The organism is Paraburkholderia dipogonis, assembly GCF_046027395.1.
Classification (GTDB): Bacteria; Pseudomonadota; Gammaproteobacteria; order Burkholderiales; family Burkholderiaceae; genus Paraburkholderia; species Paraburkholderia dipogonis_A.
On record NZ_JAQQEG010000048.1, the window covers coordinates 25,115 to 41,641 of the forward strand.

At 64.1% G+C, this 16,527-nt stretch carries 10 protein-coding genes; 6 read left to right on the forward strand and 4 right to left on the reverse strand.

Features of this window, described 5'->3' with window-relative positions; all coding sequences use genetic code 11:
* The first annotated feature begins 33 nt into the window (after positions 1–33).
* A complete protein-coding gene (locus PQR32_RS35495) occupies positions 34–471 on the forward strand; it encodes an MbcA/ParS/Xre antitoxin family protein (RefSeq protein ID WP_408238542.1) in 438 nt (145 codons plus the stop codon).
* Entirely contained in the window at positions 468–1,169 is a 702-nt protein-coding gene (locus tag PQR32_RS35500; protein ID WP_408238545.1) for an RES family NAD+ phosphorylase, read from the forward strand. The genes PQR32_RS35495 and PQR32_RS35500 overlap by 4 nt, the downstream gene beginning before the upstream one ends.
* Positions 1,170–1,215: 46 nt before the next feature.
* On the opposite strand, the gene PQR32_RS35505 is transcribed toward PQR32_RS35500, so the two are convergent.
* From PQR32_RS35505 to PQR32_RS35520, 4 genes are all read right to left on the reverse strand, one after another.
* Positions 1,216–1,953 carry a metallophosphoesterase gene (locus PQR32_RS35505; RefSeq protein WP_408238548.1) on the reverse strand — a complete coding sequence of 246 codons (738 nt, stop codon included), beginning with the start codon at positions 1,951–1,953 and terminating at the stop codon, positions 1,216–1,218.
* Between the two features lie 145 nt (positions 1,954–2,098).
* Positions 2,099–3,523, reverse strand: a complete 1,425-nt coding sequence (locus tag PQR32_RS35510; RefSeq protein WP_408238551.1) for a c-type cytochrome — start codon at positions 3,521–3,523, stop codon at positions 2,099–2,101.
* A 19-nt stretch (positions 3,524–3,542) separates the two neighbouring features.
* Entirely contained in the window at positions 3,543–5,144 is a 1,602-nt protein-coding gene (locus PQR32_RS35515; RefSeq protein ID WP_408238554.1) for a GMC family oxidoreductase, read from the reverse strand.
* Between the two features lie 107 nt (positions 5,145–5,251).
* Positions 5,252–5,845 carry a sugar dehydrogenase complex small subunit gene (locus tag PQR32_RS35520; RefSeq protein ID WP_408238556.1) on the reverse strand — a complete coding sequence of 198 codons (594 nt, stop codon included), beginning with the start codon at positions 5,843–5,845 and terminating at the stop codon, positions 5,252–5,254.
* A gap of 344 nt (positions 5,846–6,189) precedes the next feature.
* Here PQR32_RS35520 and PQR32_RS35525 point away from each other — a divergent pair, with 344 nt between their 5' ends.
* From PQR32_RS35525 to glgB, 4 genes are all read left to right on the forward strand, one after another.
* Positions 6,190–6,852 carry a DUF1345 domain-containing protein gene (locus PQR32_RS35525; protein WP_408238559.1) on the forward strand — a complete coding sequence of 221 codons (663 nt, stop codon included), beginning with the start codon at positions 6,190–6,192 and terminating at the stop codon, positions 6,850–6,852.
* Between the two features lie 475 nt (positions 6,853–7,327).
* Positions 7,328–10,768 (forward strand): maltotransferase domain-containing protein, encoded by a 3,441-nt coding sequence (locus tag PQR32_RS35530; protein ID WP_408238562.1) that lies wholly within the window; start codon positions 7,328–7,330, stop codon positions 10,766–10,768.
* Positions 10,765–14,229 carry a maltose alpha-D-glucosyltransferase gene (gene treS, locus PQR32_RS35535; RefSeq protein ID WP_408238565.1) on the forward strand — a complete coding sequence of 1,155 codons (3,465 nt, stop codon included), beginning with the start codon at positions 10,765–10,767 and terminating at the stop codon, positions 14,227–14,229. The genes PQR32_RS35530 and treS overlap by 4 nt, the downstream gene beginning before the upstream one ends.
* A complete protein-coding gene (gene glgB / locus PQR32_RS35540) occupies positions 14,222–16,432 on the forward strand; it encodes a 1,4-alpha-glucan branching protein GlgB (protein WP_408238568.1) in 2,211 nt (736 codons plus the stop codon). The genes treS and glgB overlap by 8 nt, the downstream gene beginning before the upstream one ends.
* Positions 16,433–16,527 lie beyond the last annotated feature (95 nt).

Here is a 16,527-nt window from a genome sequence, read left to right on the forward strand (position 1 = left end):
CAATTTCAAGTACAAATTAGGACTTACCCGCTCATGGCTCACGCTGCCCGTGCCACTCAACCCGAAGCGCCGATTCGCCGGCCAGTTTCGGAACCCACGCTAACGGAAATGTCCGCGGCAGGTCTACGCGCGTTCTTCAACATCGCGCGCGACTGGGACCTGAGCGCGGAAGAACAGATCGTGCTGCTCGGCTCACCGGGCCGTTCCACCTACTTCAAGTGGAAGCAGGCGCCTGAAACGGCCCGCCTCGGGCGCGACACACTCGAACGCCTGTCGCTGCTGCTCGGCATCTACAAGGCGCTGCAAATCCTGTTGCCGCAAGCCAGCGTCGCCGACGCCTGGATCAAACGCCCCAACAGCGCGCCGCCGTTCGGCGGACGCCGCGCGCTGGACCGCATGCTGGCGGGCAACATCAGCGATCTCGTGGCCGTGCGCCAGTATCTCGACGCAATGCGAGGCGGCTGGGCGTGACACAACCGCATTGGCAGGACCGCTGGCGCACGGCGCCGCTCGATTGGTCGCCCGCGTATCGCGTGATTCCGACGCGCTTTCCGGCCGTCAGTCTGTTCGACCGGGTCGCCTCGCCGGAAGATTTCGACGCCCTGTACGCGCTCGAAGCGATGACCAACGACCGTCTGCGCACCGAAGTCGGCGAACTCGATCTGGTGCCGCGCGAAGAGCGCCGCTTCGGACCGGGCTACGGGCCGATCATGGCCGCGTTGACGCATCTGAATCCGCTCGGCAGCCGCTTCTCGGACGGCACATACGGCGTGTTCTATTGCGCGCGCTCACGCGCCACCGCGATCGCCGAAACGCGTTATCACACAGGGAAATTTCTGGAAGCGACGGCCGAGCCGCCCATGCGCCAGCAGATGCGTCTATACACCGTCGTCGCGCAAGGCAGCGTCGTGGACATTCGCGGCGACACGTCGGTGGATCTCGCGGTGCTGTCGCCGGATGACTATCTGGCCGGACAGTCGCTCGGCCGGGCCGTCCGCGAGGCGGATGCGCCGGGTATCGTGTATCCGTCGGTGCGGGATGACGGCGGCGAATGCCTCGCCGCGTTCAAAACGACGCTGCTGCGCGGCTGCCATCACGCGGCGTATCTGGAATACAACTGGAACGGCGCGAGCGTGGATATGGTGTTCGAACTCAGCCAGGTCGGCTGATCACGCGGCCTAAATGTGGACTGCGCGTAGCCTGCGCGCGCCGCCGTCACGGCAGCGCCAGCGCCGCCGCGCCTTCCGCGCGGGCCTCTTCGGTTGAGACGGACCAGCGCCGCAAGGCAAGCGGCTCCACGATCGTGAGCTTGCCGCCCGACCCGAACGCGCCGGTGTCGATGAACACCTGTGAGCCGACCTGCTTGATGTCGCGCATCGGCGTGTGGCCGCAATAGGTCAGTGAGAGACCGCGCTGCCGCTGTGGATCGCCATTGCCCAACGCCAGGTCGCGGCCCCACAGCAATCGCTGGCGGGTGTCGTCGGAAAAATTCCCCGCGTCGAGCTCCGCATCCGAGCCAAAGAATTCGGCATGCAGAATATTGAAGCGCTCCTTGCCGCTGCCGACCACGCGCGCAAGCGGCAACCCGCGCAAGAGTTCCGCGTAGTCCTGCAAGCGTTCGTCGGATAATTGCGCCGCCCAGATGCCGCCGATTCCGTACCACCATTGACGCCGCAAGCGGCCGTCGGCGACCGCGCACAGCGTGTCTTCGTGATTGCCGAGCACGGCGAAAAACCACGGCTTGTCGAGCAGCGCCAGAGCCAGCTCGGAATTCTCGCCGCGATCCACCAGATCGCCGACCGAAAAGAGCCGGTCCCGCGCCGGGTCGAACGTGATCACGCGCAGCAGATAGCGCAGTGCATCGACGCAGCCATGCAAATCCCCGACCACGAAGTCGCGGCCGCTCCGGTTGGCCGGGTGATGCTGGACGGAATTGACGAGTACGGTAGCCATGGGTCCATGATAATGCGGCATCCGCAATGCGTATGCGCGCTGCCCATCGTTTCTTGGCGCCGTGGAGGGCGAGAATGACGCAAATCAACGCAAAAGCGGCCTGTTTCCGGCAGGCCTTACCGGAAATACACCGTCTGCGTGGTCACTATTGCTGAGTTCGCAATTTGCCGATCTGATCGGCCGTCACGCTCGATTGGGGATTGCCGAACTGTTTGGTCACATAGTTGGTGATGGCGGCCACCTGGTCGTCGGTGAGCTGGTTGGCAAATGCGGGCATCAACACCTCAGCCTGTTTCGTCGTACGGGTGACGCCGTGCAGGATCACCATCGCCAGATTGTTGGCGTCGCTCGCACCCACCACGGAGTTGTGAATCAGCGACGGATACGCCCCCGGCGCGCTCGCGCCCACGCCTTGGCCCGTCCAGCTATGGCAGCTCGCACAATTGGCGACGAACAGTTGCGCACCGTTCACGGCATGGATGGCGGTGCCGCGCAGCGCCGTGACGTCGTCGGCGGGATTGCCCCACTGGTCGCGCGGGCGCGATTCGCCGCCGCTGACCGGCGGCACCGCGCGCAGATACGCGACGATCGAGCCGAGATCCTCACGCGTCAGATATTGCGTACTGTCGGTCACCACGTCGGCCATCGGACCGGCCGCATTGGCCCGGCCGGGCGCCGCGCCGGTCGACAGATACGACACCAGTTCGTCGTCGCTCCAACTGCCCACGCCGCTGTTCTTGTCGGATGTGATGTTGTACGCGTGCCAGCCGGCCTGCACCGCGCCGGAGAAACGCGAACTCGACTTCAGGCCCTGCGTGAAATTGCGCGGCGTATGACATTCCTCGCAATGCGCGAGCCCTTGCACCAGATACGCGCCGCGATTCCACTCGGCGCTTTGCTTGGGATCGGGCACGAAGCGGCCCTCGGTGAAATTGAACAGGTTCCAGAACACCATCAGCCAGCGCTGATTGAACGGGAATTTCAGGCTGTTGCCCGGCGGCGTGTAGTGGATCGGCGTGAGCGTGTTCAGATACGCGCGAATCGCCAGCACGTCCTGATCGGTGACCTTGGTGTACTCCGCATAAGGGAAGGCCGGATACAGGCGCTCGTCGCTTTTGCCGATGCCCTCATGCATGGCGCGCAGAAAATCGGCGTCGCTCCATTGGCCGATGCCGGTGTCCGGATCGGGCGTGATGTTCGGCGTCACGATGGTGCCGAACGGTGTGTTGATCGGCAGCCCGCCCGCGAAGGGCCGCGCTTTGTCCGCCGTGTGGCACGCCACGCAATCGCCGGCGCGCGCGAGGTATTCGCCGCGCTTGACCAGGTCGCTGCCGCCCGCCGTCGCCGGCAGGGCCGCGCCGTTGATCGCTTGCGCGGCGTCGTCGGCGCGGGCCAGCGTGATCGGCAGTTCATCGTTACGTTGCGTGTTGGGGCCGTGCGCCTCATACCAGGCAACATACAGCGCGAACAGCGAGAAAATCGCGGCCAGCGTCGCGACCCTGAGGTGGCGGCGGCGGGCTTTCTGGATCAGCGTATCGAGCGGCTGCACGTGAGAGGTGTTCTTCGTCATTGTGGCTCTCCGTTCACGCTCAGATTTCACGCTTGAGCTTGTCGGCCAGCTTCAGCGACAAGGCCGCGATCGTCAGCGTGCAATTCACCGATGCCGCGGTCGGCATCACGCCGCTGCTGGCGATGAACAGATTGGAATGGTCATGTGTGCGGCAGTCCGCATCGACGACCGAATCCGCCGGATCGCTGCCCATGATCGTGGTGCCCATGATGTGATTGTTCGGCGCGAAGGTATCGTCGAAGGCGACCTCGGCGCCGCCGAACAGCGCGGCGATCTGCGCATATAGTTCGTGCGTATTGGCCGCACTTTTCTTTACGTAGTCGTTGATCGAGTAGTAGATCTCCGGCTGCGGAATGCCGAGTGAATCCTTGTGATCCGCCGAAGGCACCACACGGTTCTGCGGCTCCGCCAGATGCTCGTGGAAGCTGTTGATATTCAGCGTGCGCGCCGCGCGGTCGCGTATCTGCCGGTCGAGTTCGGCGCCGGTCAGGCCTTTTTTTAGCAGGTCGGCGGTCACGGCCATGGTGGGCACCGCGTTCGAGAGATGCAGTTTTTTCGCGGCGAAGTCCGAACGGAACGCGCCATCGCGGAAGTTGACGATCGAGGTCATCTCCATCGGCCCGCGCCCTGGCCACAGCGGTTCATTGGCGAGGAACGCGACGCCCGTGCCCGGATGGTCCATCAGATTGCGGCCCACCTGATCCGAGCTGTTGCCGACGCCGTGAGGGAATTTATCGGACGTCGACATCAGCATCAGCTTCGGCGTTTCGATGCCGTTCGCGGCGAGCACGAACAGTTTGCCGGTCACGCGCGTGCTGTTGCCGTTCGGGTCCTTGTAGTGGACGGCGGTGATCAGCCCTTTGTTGTCCGCTTCGACGCGATACACCACCGCTTCAGGAATCAGTTTCGCGCCGGCCTGTTCGGCTTTCTCCGCATGCACGACGCCGTTGTACATCGCGGCGATCGGGCAGATCGGCATGCAGTTGTTATTGCCGCAGCAGGTGGGCCGCGCGTCGTACGGACGGCTGTTGCGCGCCACCGGCTCGGGCACGACCTTGAAGCCTTGCGCATTAAGCACGGCGCTGAAACGCTGGTCCATGTAGGAGAGTGGAAGCTGACTCATCGGATACGGCTTCGAGCGCGGCGAGCCGAGATCGATTGAACTGTCGGGACCCGACACGCCGAGCTGCACTTCAGCCGCCGAATACCACGGCTCCAGCGTTTCATACGGATAAGGCCAGTCGCGTCCCACGCCGTACAGCTTGTGCAACTGGAAGTCCGAGGGCAACAACCGCCATGCGGCCGCCGCCCAATGCCAGGTCGTGCCGCCCACCAGCCGCAGGTACTGCGAGCTATACGGATAGTCGCCTTTCTGGATCAGATAATTGTTGGCAGGCGCGTACTCGGGATGCGGCGCGTAGGGCGTCGATGGATACGGCGTCGCGAAGTCGGATTTGACCGGCGAGTTGCGAAAGTTCTCGACGATCTGCCAACGCGGAATGCGCGGCCCGGCTTCGAGCACAATCACCGACGCGCCGGCCAGCGCCATCTGATGCGCGACCAGTCCGCCCGCCACGCCCGAACCGACCACGACGATGTCGGCAGAAGTTGAGTTTGCCATTGTTGCCCTCTTGTGCAGAGCACTTATCGTTGTTTGCTGTACTCGCGTGCCGGCGCTGCGTCGAATGACTCAATCGAACCACGCGGCCCGCGCGAGACGAACATCGCTCACGCGCTCAACGGTTTCTTTGCCCAGTAGAACGGCACGTCCCGGCAATAGGACGGAATCGTGAGCACGTCCTTGACGGGCTCGAACATCAACGCTTTTTCATACGCGACCACATCCACATGCGGCACGTCACCGACGAGGCCGAGATACCACGCGCGCATGATCGCGCTCACGGATTTCGCGAGCGCGGGCTGGTCGATTTGCAAAGCCTGCGTGACGGTATCGGACGGTACGCCGCCATGACCTTGCAGCCATGTGTTGAGCGCGGCGACGTTCTGCGTGAATTGACTGTCGGATTTGGCGAGGGCGTCGTAGACGCGTTTGCCGAGCGGGGCGTCGAAGCCCGGACGGCCGGTGAGACGCTGCGAGAGTGCGAGGAAAGCGTCGAGGCCGCCGCCCGCGGGCGTATCGGCAAACGCCGGGGCGATCCATGAAAGCGAGCGGCTGGCCCCAGCAAACGCGAGCGCCGCGGCCGCGGCACATGCACCGAGCACCCACGCTCTGCGCGAGGCGGAAAACGACGCTGACGACGACAACTCGGCTTGATGCGTCACTTCGTGGTGCGCATCATTGTTGTCGGGTACATCGGTCATGGGGACTCCAGATGGTGAGTGATTCTCAACTTGCCTCGCGACCTTGGCGTGATGCATTCGCGCGTGGCGTCGATCTCGACCCCAAACCTGGGCTATGCGCCGCTTCAGCGGTCTTTTGTGAGCCCACACGCACCTATTGCGAGCTGAGCTACGTGGTGCTGATGACATCCGTATGAAACCGCATGCGCGGCAAAATAAACGTGCCGCCTGCCAATCGCCTTTCAACTGAAAGCGGCGCGCAAGGGCGTTGCGAAAGACTATAGCCTGTGACCCGCCCATTCGACAAACGGTGGTCCAGGCGCAGGTAAAATCCGCGACACCGAGAGCCCTACACCCTATATTCCATGCTCACAAAATACTATCCACAGGTTCTTCGCAATCGACCGCGCATGCTGGTCGGCCTTGCGCTCGGCATCATCGCCGCGCTGGCCGTGCCCGCGCACACACGCCCGATGGTCCGCGTGCTGGCCGGTTGGGACGCGGCCATCTGGAGTTATCTGGCGATGATCTGGGTGCACATGGCCGTTGCCGACGAAGGCCGCGTACGCGAATTCGCCCGTCGCGACGACGAGAATGCCGGCGTGGTGCTGATGGTGATCTGCGTGGCGACCATTGCAAGCATTGCCGCCATTGTGCTGGAACTGGCCTCGGCCAAGGGGACAGCCGGCGCTTCCACTGTCTGGCACTACGCGCTGACGGGGCTCACGATGTTCGGCGCGTGGTTCTTGATCCCGACCATCTTTACGCTGCACTACGCACGGCTTTACTACGACGCCGAAGCAAAGGAAACGCCGCTGCTGTTTCCCGACCACGCGCTCCAGCCGGACTACTGGGACTTCCTGTATTTCTCGTTCACCATCGCCGTGGCCTCGCAAACGTCGGACGTGGTGCTGCGCTCGCGTTCGATTCGCCGCGCCGCGCTCGCGCAATCCGTGCTGTCGTTCTACTTCAACGTCGCCGTACTGGGTTTGTGCGTGAACATCGCGGCGGGCTTGCTCGGTTCGTAACGCTGTCGACACAAAGCCCCTCACCAACACCCCTGCCGCACAAGACTCCGCCTTTTGCGGTCATCACCGCGCCCCTGACGCGTCACGTGTAAATCCCGGACCGCAGCCGCCCGTTTTACACGCGGCGGCCGTCCGTTCAGGCCGTTCAACGTGTTTCAGCGCCTCGCGCCTTCTTTCGCACCTGCCTGCGAAGCTTACTGCGAGGCGTACGCTCACCCCTCCATCGCTGCCGTCCGAGCCGCACTGGCACAGCGTTTGCTGTGTCTTCCGAATCGATCTGGCCAGCCCGTGCCATCGACGCCTGGCGTCAAAGCACCCTTTACTGGCCAGCGGCGTGACGATCTTTGCACTACATTGACCAGTACGCGCCTTCGCTTGATGCATCGCGCGGTATCCGGCTCTGGAAGCCCAATGAGCGCTGTGATCGCATGCCAATTGCATCCACACCGCAGCAGGACGAATCTGGAAACCATCGATGGAACCTCGAAACGGGTACGCGCCGCGGATTTACTTTTTTCATTCACTTCTGGTTGGGCCGCTCGATGCATGGCCTGCGCAGTTCGCGCATGCAGCCGCGCTGGGCTTCGATCACGCGCTGATCGGCAGCCTCTTCGAGCCTGGACAGGCTGGCCACGGGCAGGTGGTCGGCAACCACGCCCGCCTGCATCCGGTCTTCGAGTCCCAGCAGCCCGCTACCGAGGCGATACGCACGCTCGCGAACGCCGCCGGGCAGAACGGCCTGACTTTGCTGGTCGATCTGGTGATCGACCGGATGGCCGCCGATGGCGCGCTGTACGCCGAACATGCCGACTGGTTCCTTCCATTCGAGTCTGAAGAGGCGCGGCTCGACCCGCGCCATGTGCATCGCGAGGACAACGTCGCGTATGCGAACTTCAACGACGCCGGCAGCAGCGCCGCGTTGGTCGGCTGGTGGACGCAGCAGTTGCTGGCGCTCGCCGAGGCCGGCGTGGGCGGCTTCCGGTTCGACTCGCCGCATCGCGTGCCGGCCGCCGTCTGGCGGCAATTGGGCGACGCGGTCCGCGCGAGGCATCCCGAGGTGCGTTTTCTCGCAGCCACGCCCGGCCTCGCTCGCGGCGATCTGCTCGCCCTGCAAGGCGCCGGCTTCGACAGCGTGTTCTCGTCGGTGCGCTGGTGGGACTTCCGCGCAAGCTGGATGGTCGAGGAACATGCCGCGCTCGCGCGCATCGCCGCACCAATTGCCTTTCCCGAAGCGCCTTACGGCACCCGCCTCGCCGCCGAGTTGAGCGATGCGCACGACGCCGCCATCGTCGAGCGGGCATACCGGCGCGCGCTGTTCACGTCGGCTGCCATTGGCACGGGCTGGATGATGCCGATGGGTTTCGAATACGGCATCACCGAGCCGATGTCGCAAACGCGCGGCGATGCTTCGCAATTCGCCCTCGCGGTCCAGGCGAAGCGATTCGATCTCTCAGAACGCATCACGCACGTGAACCAGGTGGCGCGCAATTCAAAGACGCTGCACGCCAACGGTGAATTGCGCCCGCTCAGCGGGCCCGGCGCGCCCGCGGCGGTATTGCTGCGCGCCGACCAGCCCGACCTGCGCGATGCCGACGAAGCGATCCTGATCGCGATCAATCCCGACCTCGGCGCGCCGCTACGCGTCGATCCCGCGCGCTTCCTCGCGGGCGTGCCGGGCAACTTCACGCGCTTCGTGCCGCTCGACGCGTCCGGCAACGCTTTGCCTGCCACGCTCACGCCGTTCACACTCACACCCGGCGCGGTCCGCCTGTTCCGCGCGGTCACCGAGAAGCCGATCCGCCTCGCGCCACCCATCGACAAAGCGAATAGCAAGCGCAGCGGCCGCAAGACCGTGATCGAGGCGCTGAGCGCGCCACGCGTGGCGATCGAGAGCGTGACGCCTTCGGTCGATAACGGCCGCTTCGCGGCCAAGCGCAGCGTGGGCGAACGCGCCGAAATCACCGCCGCGATCTTCGCTGAAGGTCATGACAAGATCGCCGCCGCCGTAATCTGGCGCGCCGCCGACGAAACCGCCTGGCACGAAGTGTTGATGGAACCGGCCCAACCCGCCGGCCTCGATATCTGGAAAGCGCGGATTCCGCTCGAACGCATGGGCCGTTACGAGTTCACGGTGATCGCGTGGCGCGACGACTTCGCCTCGCTGGTGGAGCATATCCAGAAGAAACTGAAGGCGGGACAAACCGTCGAACTCGAACTCGACGAAGCGTCGCATCTGTTCGCGCTGGTGCTCGCTGAAGTGGAAACCTCGGAAGGCGCGGTCACCGAACCGCTCGAACACATCGTCAAGGTCTTCACGAAGGCCGACGCGGAAACGAAGCTCGCGCTCCTGCTCGCGCCGACCACGGCGAAGGCGATGATCGCCGCGCGTCACCGGCCGTTCCTGAGCCGCGATCCGGTGATCTACAAGATCGATGCGGACCGCACGGCCGCGCGCTTCGCCAGCTGGTACGAAATCTTCCCGCGTTCGATGAGCGATGACGAATCGCGCCACGGCACCTTCGCCGATGTCACGACGAAACTGCCACGCATCCGCGACATGGGTTTCGACGTGCTGTATTTCCCGCCGATTCACCCCATCGGTGTGGCGAATCGCAAAGGGCGCAACAACACGCTGAACGCGCAGCCGGGCGACGTCGGCAGCCCGTATGCGATCGGCGGGGTCGAAGGCGGTCACACGGCCGTGCATCCGCAACTGGGCACGCTCGACGACTTCAAGGCGATGCTCGCCGCCGCGCATGCGCACGGCCTCGAAATCGCGCTCGACTTCGCGGTGCAATGCTCGCCGGATCACCCGTGGCTCAAGGAACATCCGACGTGGTTCGCGTGGCGCCCCGACGGCACGCTGCGCTACGCGGAGAATCCCCCGAAGAAGTATCAGGACATCGTCAATCCCGACTTCTATGCGCACGACGCCAAGCCCGATTTATGGCTCGCGCTGCGCGACGTCTTCCTGTTCTGGATCGAAGCGGGCGTGCATATTTTCCGCATCGACAATCCGCACACCAAGCCGCTGCCGTTCTGGGAATGGGTGATCGCCGATGTGCGGGCGCGCTATCCCGACACGATCTTCCTCGCCGAAGCCTTCACGCGGCCGCGCATGATGAACCGGCTCGGCAAGATCGGCTTCTCGCAGTCGTACACGTACTTCACGTGGCGGGAATCGAAGCGCGATTTCATCGAGTACATGACCGAGCTCACGCAGACCGGCGCGCGTGATTCGTACCGGCCTAACTTCTTCGTCAATACGCCGGATATCAACCCGCGGCATCTGCAATCGCAAGGACGCACGGGCTTTCTGATTCGCGCCGCACTCGCCTCGACGCTGGCCGGTTTGTGGGGCGTGTATAGTGGTTTCGAGCTATGCGAGGCCGCCGCGCTGCCGAACAGCGAGGAGTATCTCGACTCCGAGAAGTACCAGTTGCGCGCGTGGGACTGGAACCGGCCCGGCAACATCGTCCCCGAAATCGCGGCGCTGAACCGGATTCGCCGTGCGAACCCGGCGCTGCAAACGCATCTCGGCCTGACGTTCCTGCCCGCGCACAACGATCACATCCTATTCTTCGAGAAAGCGACCGAATCGCGCGACAACGTGATCCTCGTCGCGATCAATCTCGACCCGTTCAACGAACAGGGCGCGGATATCGAATTGTCGTGGGAGACTTTCCAGAAATGGAATCTGCACGATCATGGCCCGCTGGAAGTCACCGACCAGATGACCGGCGCCCGCTTCGAATGGCACGGCCGCTGGCAGCACGTCCAGCTCGGGTCGGGCCAGCCGTTCTCGATCTGGCGCATCGCGCCGCTCGGCGGCCTGCCCGCCGAACGGCCCGATGAAGCCGACAGCGACTATCACGCAGACGCTGGCAACCCAACCTCAACGGAAGGTGCGACATGAAGCGTGACGACCCGGCTCAAAGCACGACACAGTCACCGGTGGGCAATGCCCCTGGCAACACGGCCAAGCCGCGCACCAACCGGCGTGGCAAACCCGCGGCCTTGAGCGACGATCCGCTCTGGTACAAAGACGCGATCATCTATCAGGTGCACATCAAGTCGTTCTTCGATGCGAACAACGACGGTGTCGGCGACTTTCCCGGCCTGATCGCGAAGCTCGACTACATTGCCGAGCTCGGTGTGAACGCGATCTGGCTGCTGCCGTTCTACCCCTCGCCGCGGCGCGACGACGGCTACGACATCGCCGATTACCGCAACGTGCACCCCGACTACGGTCAGATCGCCGACGTGAAGCGCTTCATTCAGGAAGCGCACGCACGCGGCATTCGCGTGATTACCGAGTTGGTGATCAACCACACGTCGGATCAGCACCCGTGGTTTCAGCGCGCGCGCCGCGCGAAGCCGGGCTCGAACCACCGCAACTATTACGTGTGGTCCAACACCGATCAGAAGTACCAGGAAACGCGCATCATCTTCATCGACTCGGAGCCGTCCAACTGGACGCACGACCCCGTGGCGGGCGCGTATTACTGGCACCGCTTCTACTCGCATCAGCCCGATCTGAATTTCGACAATCCGGCCGTGTTGAAGGAAGTGCTGCAGGTCATGCGCTTCTGGCTCGACATGGGCATCGACGGGCTACGGCTTGACGCGGTGCCGTATCTCGTGGAACGTGAAGGCACGAACAACGAGAACCTGCCGGAAACGCACGCGGTGCTCAAGAAGATTCGCGCCACCATCGACGCCGAGTATCCGAACCGAATGCTGCTCGCCGAAGCCAACCAGTGGCCGGAAGACGTGAAGGAATATTTCGGCGATGAAGACGAATGCCACATGGCCTTCCACTTTCCGCTGATGCCGCGCATCTACATGTCGATAGCGAGCGAGGACCGCTTCCCGATCACCGACATCATGCGGCAAACGCCGGACCTCGCCGAAACGAATCAGTGGGCGATTTTTCTGCGCAATCACGACGAGTTGACGCTGGAGATGGTCACGGATTCCGAGCGCGACTATCTGTGGAACACCTACGCGAGCGACCGCCGCGCGCGGCTGAACCTCGGCATTCGCCGCCGCCTCGCGCCGCTGATGGAGCGCGACCGCCGCCGCATCGAACTGATCAATTCGCTGCTGCTCTCCATGCCCGGCACGCCCGTGATCTATTACGGCGACGAACTCGGCATGGGCGACAACATCCACCTGGGCGACCGCGATGGCGTGCGCACGCCGATGCAGTGGTCGTCGGATCGCAACGGCGGATTCTCGCGCGCCGATCCTGAACAACTGGTGCTGCCGCCGGTCATGGGTTCGCTGTATGGTTTCGACGCGGTGAATGTGGAAGCGCAAAGCCGTGACCCGCATTCGCTGCTGAACTGGACCCGCCGCATGCTTGCCACGCGCCGCGCGAAGCAAACTTTTGGACGCGGCACGATCCGTTTCCTGAAACCGGAAAACCGCAAGATTCTCGCGTATCTGCGCGAGATGCCAGGCGAGCCGCCGATCCTGTGCGTGGCGAATCTGTCGCGCGCGCCGCAAGCGGTGGAGCTCGATCTGTCCGAGTTCAATGGTTCGGTGCCGATCGAAATGACCGCCGATTCCGTGTTCCCGGCCATCGGCCAACTGACTTATCTGCTGACGTTTCCGCCGTACGGCTTCCTGTGGTTCATGCTGTGCCCGGGCGCCCAGCGTCCGACTTGGGCACAGGCCCATTCGGAATCGCTGCCGGAATTCGTCACGATCGTGATCCGCGAAGGCCAGGTCGGTCCGACGCCGGAGAACGTACGCCTGCTCGAATCGGAAGTGCTGCCTTCGTGGCTGAGCCGGCGCCGCTGGTTTGCGTCGAAGGATCAGAAGCTCAATGCGGTGCGGCTCGCGGCATTGACCACGATTCCGCACGGCGGCTTCGCCTTCACCGAAATCGAAGCGGACGTGGGCGGTCACACCGAACGCTACGTGGTGCCGATCGCCATCACGTGGGGCGGCGAAACGACTTTCCCGTTGTTCAAGCAACTGGCTTTTGCGCGCGTGCGGCGCGGCCGCAACGTGGGACATCTGACGGATGCCTTTGCGTTGCCGATCTTCGCGCATGGCGTGATGCGCAAATTGCGCGAACGCGCCGTGGTGCCGACCGTGCAGAAGAGCGAAATCAAGTTTCTGCCGAGCGAGCGTTTCGCCGAACTCGAAGGGCTCGGCGAACGGCCGGAGATCCGCTGGCTCGCGGCCGAGCAGAGCAACAGCTCGCTGATCATCGCCGACACCGTCGTGCTGAAGCTGGTGCGCCGCCTCGTGAGCGGCGTCCATCCGGAAGCGGAGATCAGCCGCTACCTGACGCAATTGGGTTACGCGAACACCGCGCCGCTATACGGCGAAGTGGTGCGCGTCGATCCCGAAGGCGTGCCGCACACGCTCTGCATCCTGCAAGGCTATATCGAGAATCAGGGCGACGCGTGGAACTGGTCGCTCGACTATCTGCGCCGCTCGGTGGACGAACTCGCCATCGCCGTCGATACCGAAGCGCAGTCGGCGCCGGACCGCACCAACGAGGTGATTCTGGTGGAAGGCTACAGCACGTTGGCCGGCATCATCGGCAGACGGTTGGGCGAACTGCACGTGGCGCTCGCCTCGCCGACGGACGACCCGGCGTTCGCGCCGGAATCCGCCAGCGCGGAACAGGTGAAGGCATGGGTGGACGGCACGCAGGCAATGCTAGCCAGCGCGCTCGATCTGCTCGCGCCACGCATCGAGCAGATGAGCGACCCGGAAACCAAGGCGCTGGCGCAAAGCCTGATCGACCGTCGCAAGGCACTGGTGGCCGCCGTCGACAAGCTGGTTTCCGCCGACGCGGGCGCGCTGCGCATTCGCATTCACGGCGACTTCCATCTCGGCCAGGTGCTGGTCGCGCAGGGCGACGCGTATCTGATCGACTTTGAAGGCGAGCCGGCACGGACGCTCGAAGAACGTCGTCAGAAGTCGAGCCCGCTGCGTGATGTGGCCGGCCTGATGCGCTCGCTGTCGTACGCAAGCGCGGCAGCGCAGTCCACCACGGAGGCCGCGCCGCAACAGACCGCCGACCGCAAGCGCACGTTGTTCGATCGTTTCCGCGCGCATGCCACCGAAACGTTCCTCAGCGAATACCGCGCGGCTGCCGCGGAAGCGTCGACGCCGCTCGTCGCGCCTGAAGCCGAACAGGCCTTGCTCGATCTGTTCCTGATCGAAAAGGCCGCCTACGAAATCCGTTACGAAGCGGCCAACCGCCCGACGTGGCTCAGCTTGCCGGTACGCGGCCTCGCCGCGCTCACCAGCCGTTTGCTCGGCGACACCGGCGCGCAAGCCCACGATTCCTCAACCCAGGCGCCAGGCGCCGCCACACCGCCTAATCCGGCCGAGGGCGACTATGAGTGAGCATGATCCGGCCGCAGGCCTCCAACCGCTCGATATCGACGCGCTCGTCGAAGCGCGCCACCCCGATCCTTTCTCGCAGCTCGGGCTGCATCAGACGGACGCGGGGTCGGTGGTGCGCGCGCTGCTGCCGAACGCCGCGCACGTCAGCGTGATTGCGCGCGCCGACGGTGCGTTGCTCGGCGAGCTCGAACAGTTGCGGCCGGGGTTGTTTGCCGGCCGCGTCACGGCCGCGGCGCCGTACCGTTTGCGGATCGACTGGCATGGCGTGGTGCAGGAAATCGAGGACACGTATTCGTTCGGTCCGGTTCTCGGCGACGAGCCGCTCGGCCGGCTCGCCGGCGGCGATCCGTACGCGGTGCTCGAATGCCTCGGCGCTCACCCGATGGAATTCCACGGCGTGCCGGGCGTGCGCTTCGCCGTATGGGCGCCGAACGCGCGACGAGTCTCAGTGGTGGGCGACTTCAACGCGTGGGACGGCCGCCGTCATCCGATGCGGCTGCGGCATCAGGCCGGTGTGTGGGAATTGTTCGTGCCGCGCGTCGGTCCGGGCACGCGCTACAAATACGAGTTGCTGTCGCGCGATGGTCATCCGCTGCCCTTGAAAGCCGATCCGTGCGCAATGCAAACGGAGAAGCCGCCGGGCACCGCGTCGATCGTGGCGCACGTCGATGAGATCGAGCAGTTTCCGTGGACCGATCACGAGTGGATCCAGTCGCGCGCAAGCAAGCAGACTCCGCGCTCGCCGATCTCGATCTACGAAGCGCATGCCGAATCCTGGCTGCGTGTCGCGGAACAAGGTCAACGCGGACTCGACTGGGATGAGCTCGCGGAACGCATGATTCCGTACGTGAAAAGCATGGGCTTCACGCATGTGGAGTTCATGCCGATTGCGGAGCATCCGTTCGGCGGATCGTGGGGTTATCAGCCGCTCGGGCAGTTCGCGCCGTCGGCACGCTTCGGCAAGCCCGAACAGTTCGCAAGATTCGTCGACAAGGCGCACGAAGCCGGACTCGGCGTGATTCTCGACTGGGTGCCCGCGCACTTTCCGAACGACGCGCATGGCCTGATCGACTTCGACGGCACGCCGCTCTATGAGCACGCCGACCCGCGCGAAGGCTATCACCAGGACTGGAACACGATGATCTACAACCTCGGCCGCAACGAGGTGAGTGCGTTCCTGGTCGCCTCGGGGCTGGCGTGGCTGAAGCGTTATCACGTCGACGGTCTGCGCGTGGACGCGGTCGCCTCGATGCTGTATCGCGACTATTCGCGCGCCGCCGACGAGTGGGTGCCGAATATTTACGGCGGCCGCGAGAACCTGGAATCGATTGCATTCCTGAAGCGCCTGAATCACGAAGTCGGCTACGTTCCGGGGGTGCCGGGCGCGATCACGATCGCCGAGGAATCGACCGCTTGGCCGGGCGTGACGGCGCGTGTCGAAGACGGCGGCCTCGGTTTCCAGTTCAAGTGGAACATGGGCTGGATGCACGACACGCTGCACTACATGGAAGAAGATCCGGTCTACCGCCAATACCACCACCACATGCTGACGTTCGGCATGGTGTACGCGTATTCGGAGCGCTTCGTGCTGCCGCTCTCGCACGACGAAGTGGTGCACGGCAAGGGCTCGCTGCTCGGCAAGATGCCCGGCGACAGGTGGCAGAAGTTCGCCAACCTGCGCGCGTACTTCGGTTTCATGTGGACGCATCCGGGCAAGAAGCTGCTGTTCATGGGCGGCGAATTCGGCCAACTGGCGGAATTCGACCACGACACGTCGCCGCACTGGCATCTGCTCGACGATTCGAACCACCACGGCGTGCAAAAGCTCGTGCGCGACCTGAACCGGCTGTACAGCGAGGAGCCCGCGCTGTATCTGCTCGATTGCGAGCCGGGCGGCTTCGAGTGGCTGATCGGCGACGACAGCGGTAACAGCGTGTTCGCCTATCGCCGCACCGATGGCGCCGGCCGCGAACTGGTCGTAGTCTGCAATATGACGCCGGTGCCGCGGGTGGGTTACCGGATCGGCATGCCGCGCGGCGGACGCTGGTCGGAAGTGCTCAATACGGACGCCGGCGTGTATGGCGGCTCGAACATGGGCAACGGCGGGTTGATTCACACCGACGCCCAATCGAGCCACGGCTGGCCGCATTCCGCTTCACTGACGCTGCCGCCGCTTGCGACGATCGTCTTGCGCGCGGATTGAAGGAGATGCTGTGAAGCGAGCGCGCGGTGTGCGAAATCTTCGCGCCGCGCGCTCGTTGCATGAAGACCCACGATAGCGTTCATAAATCAGAACAA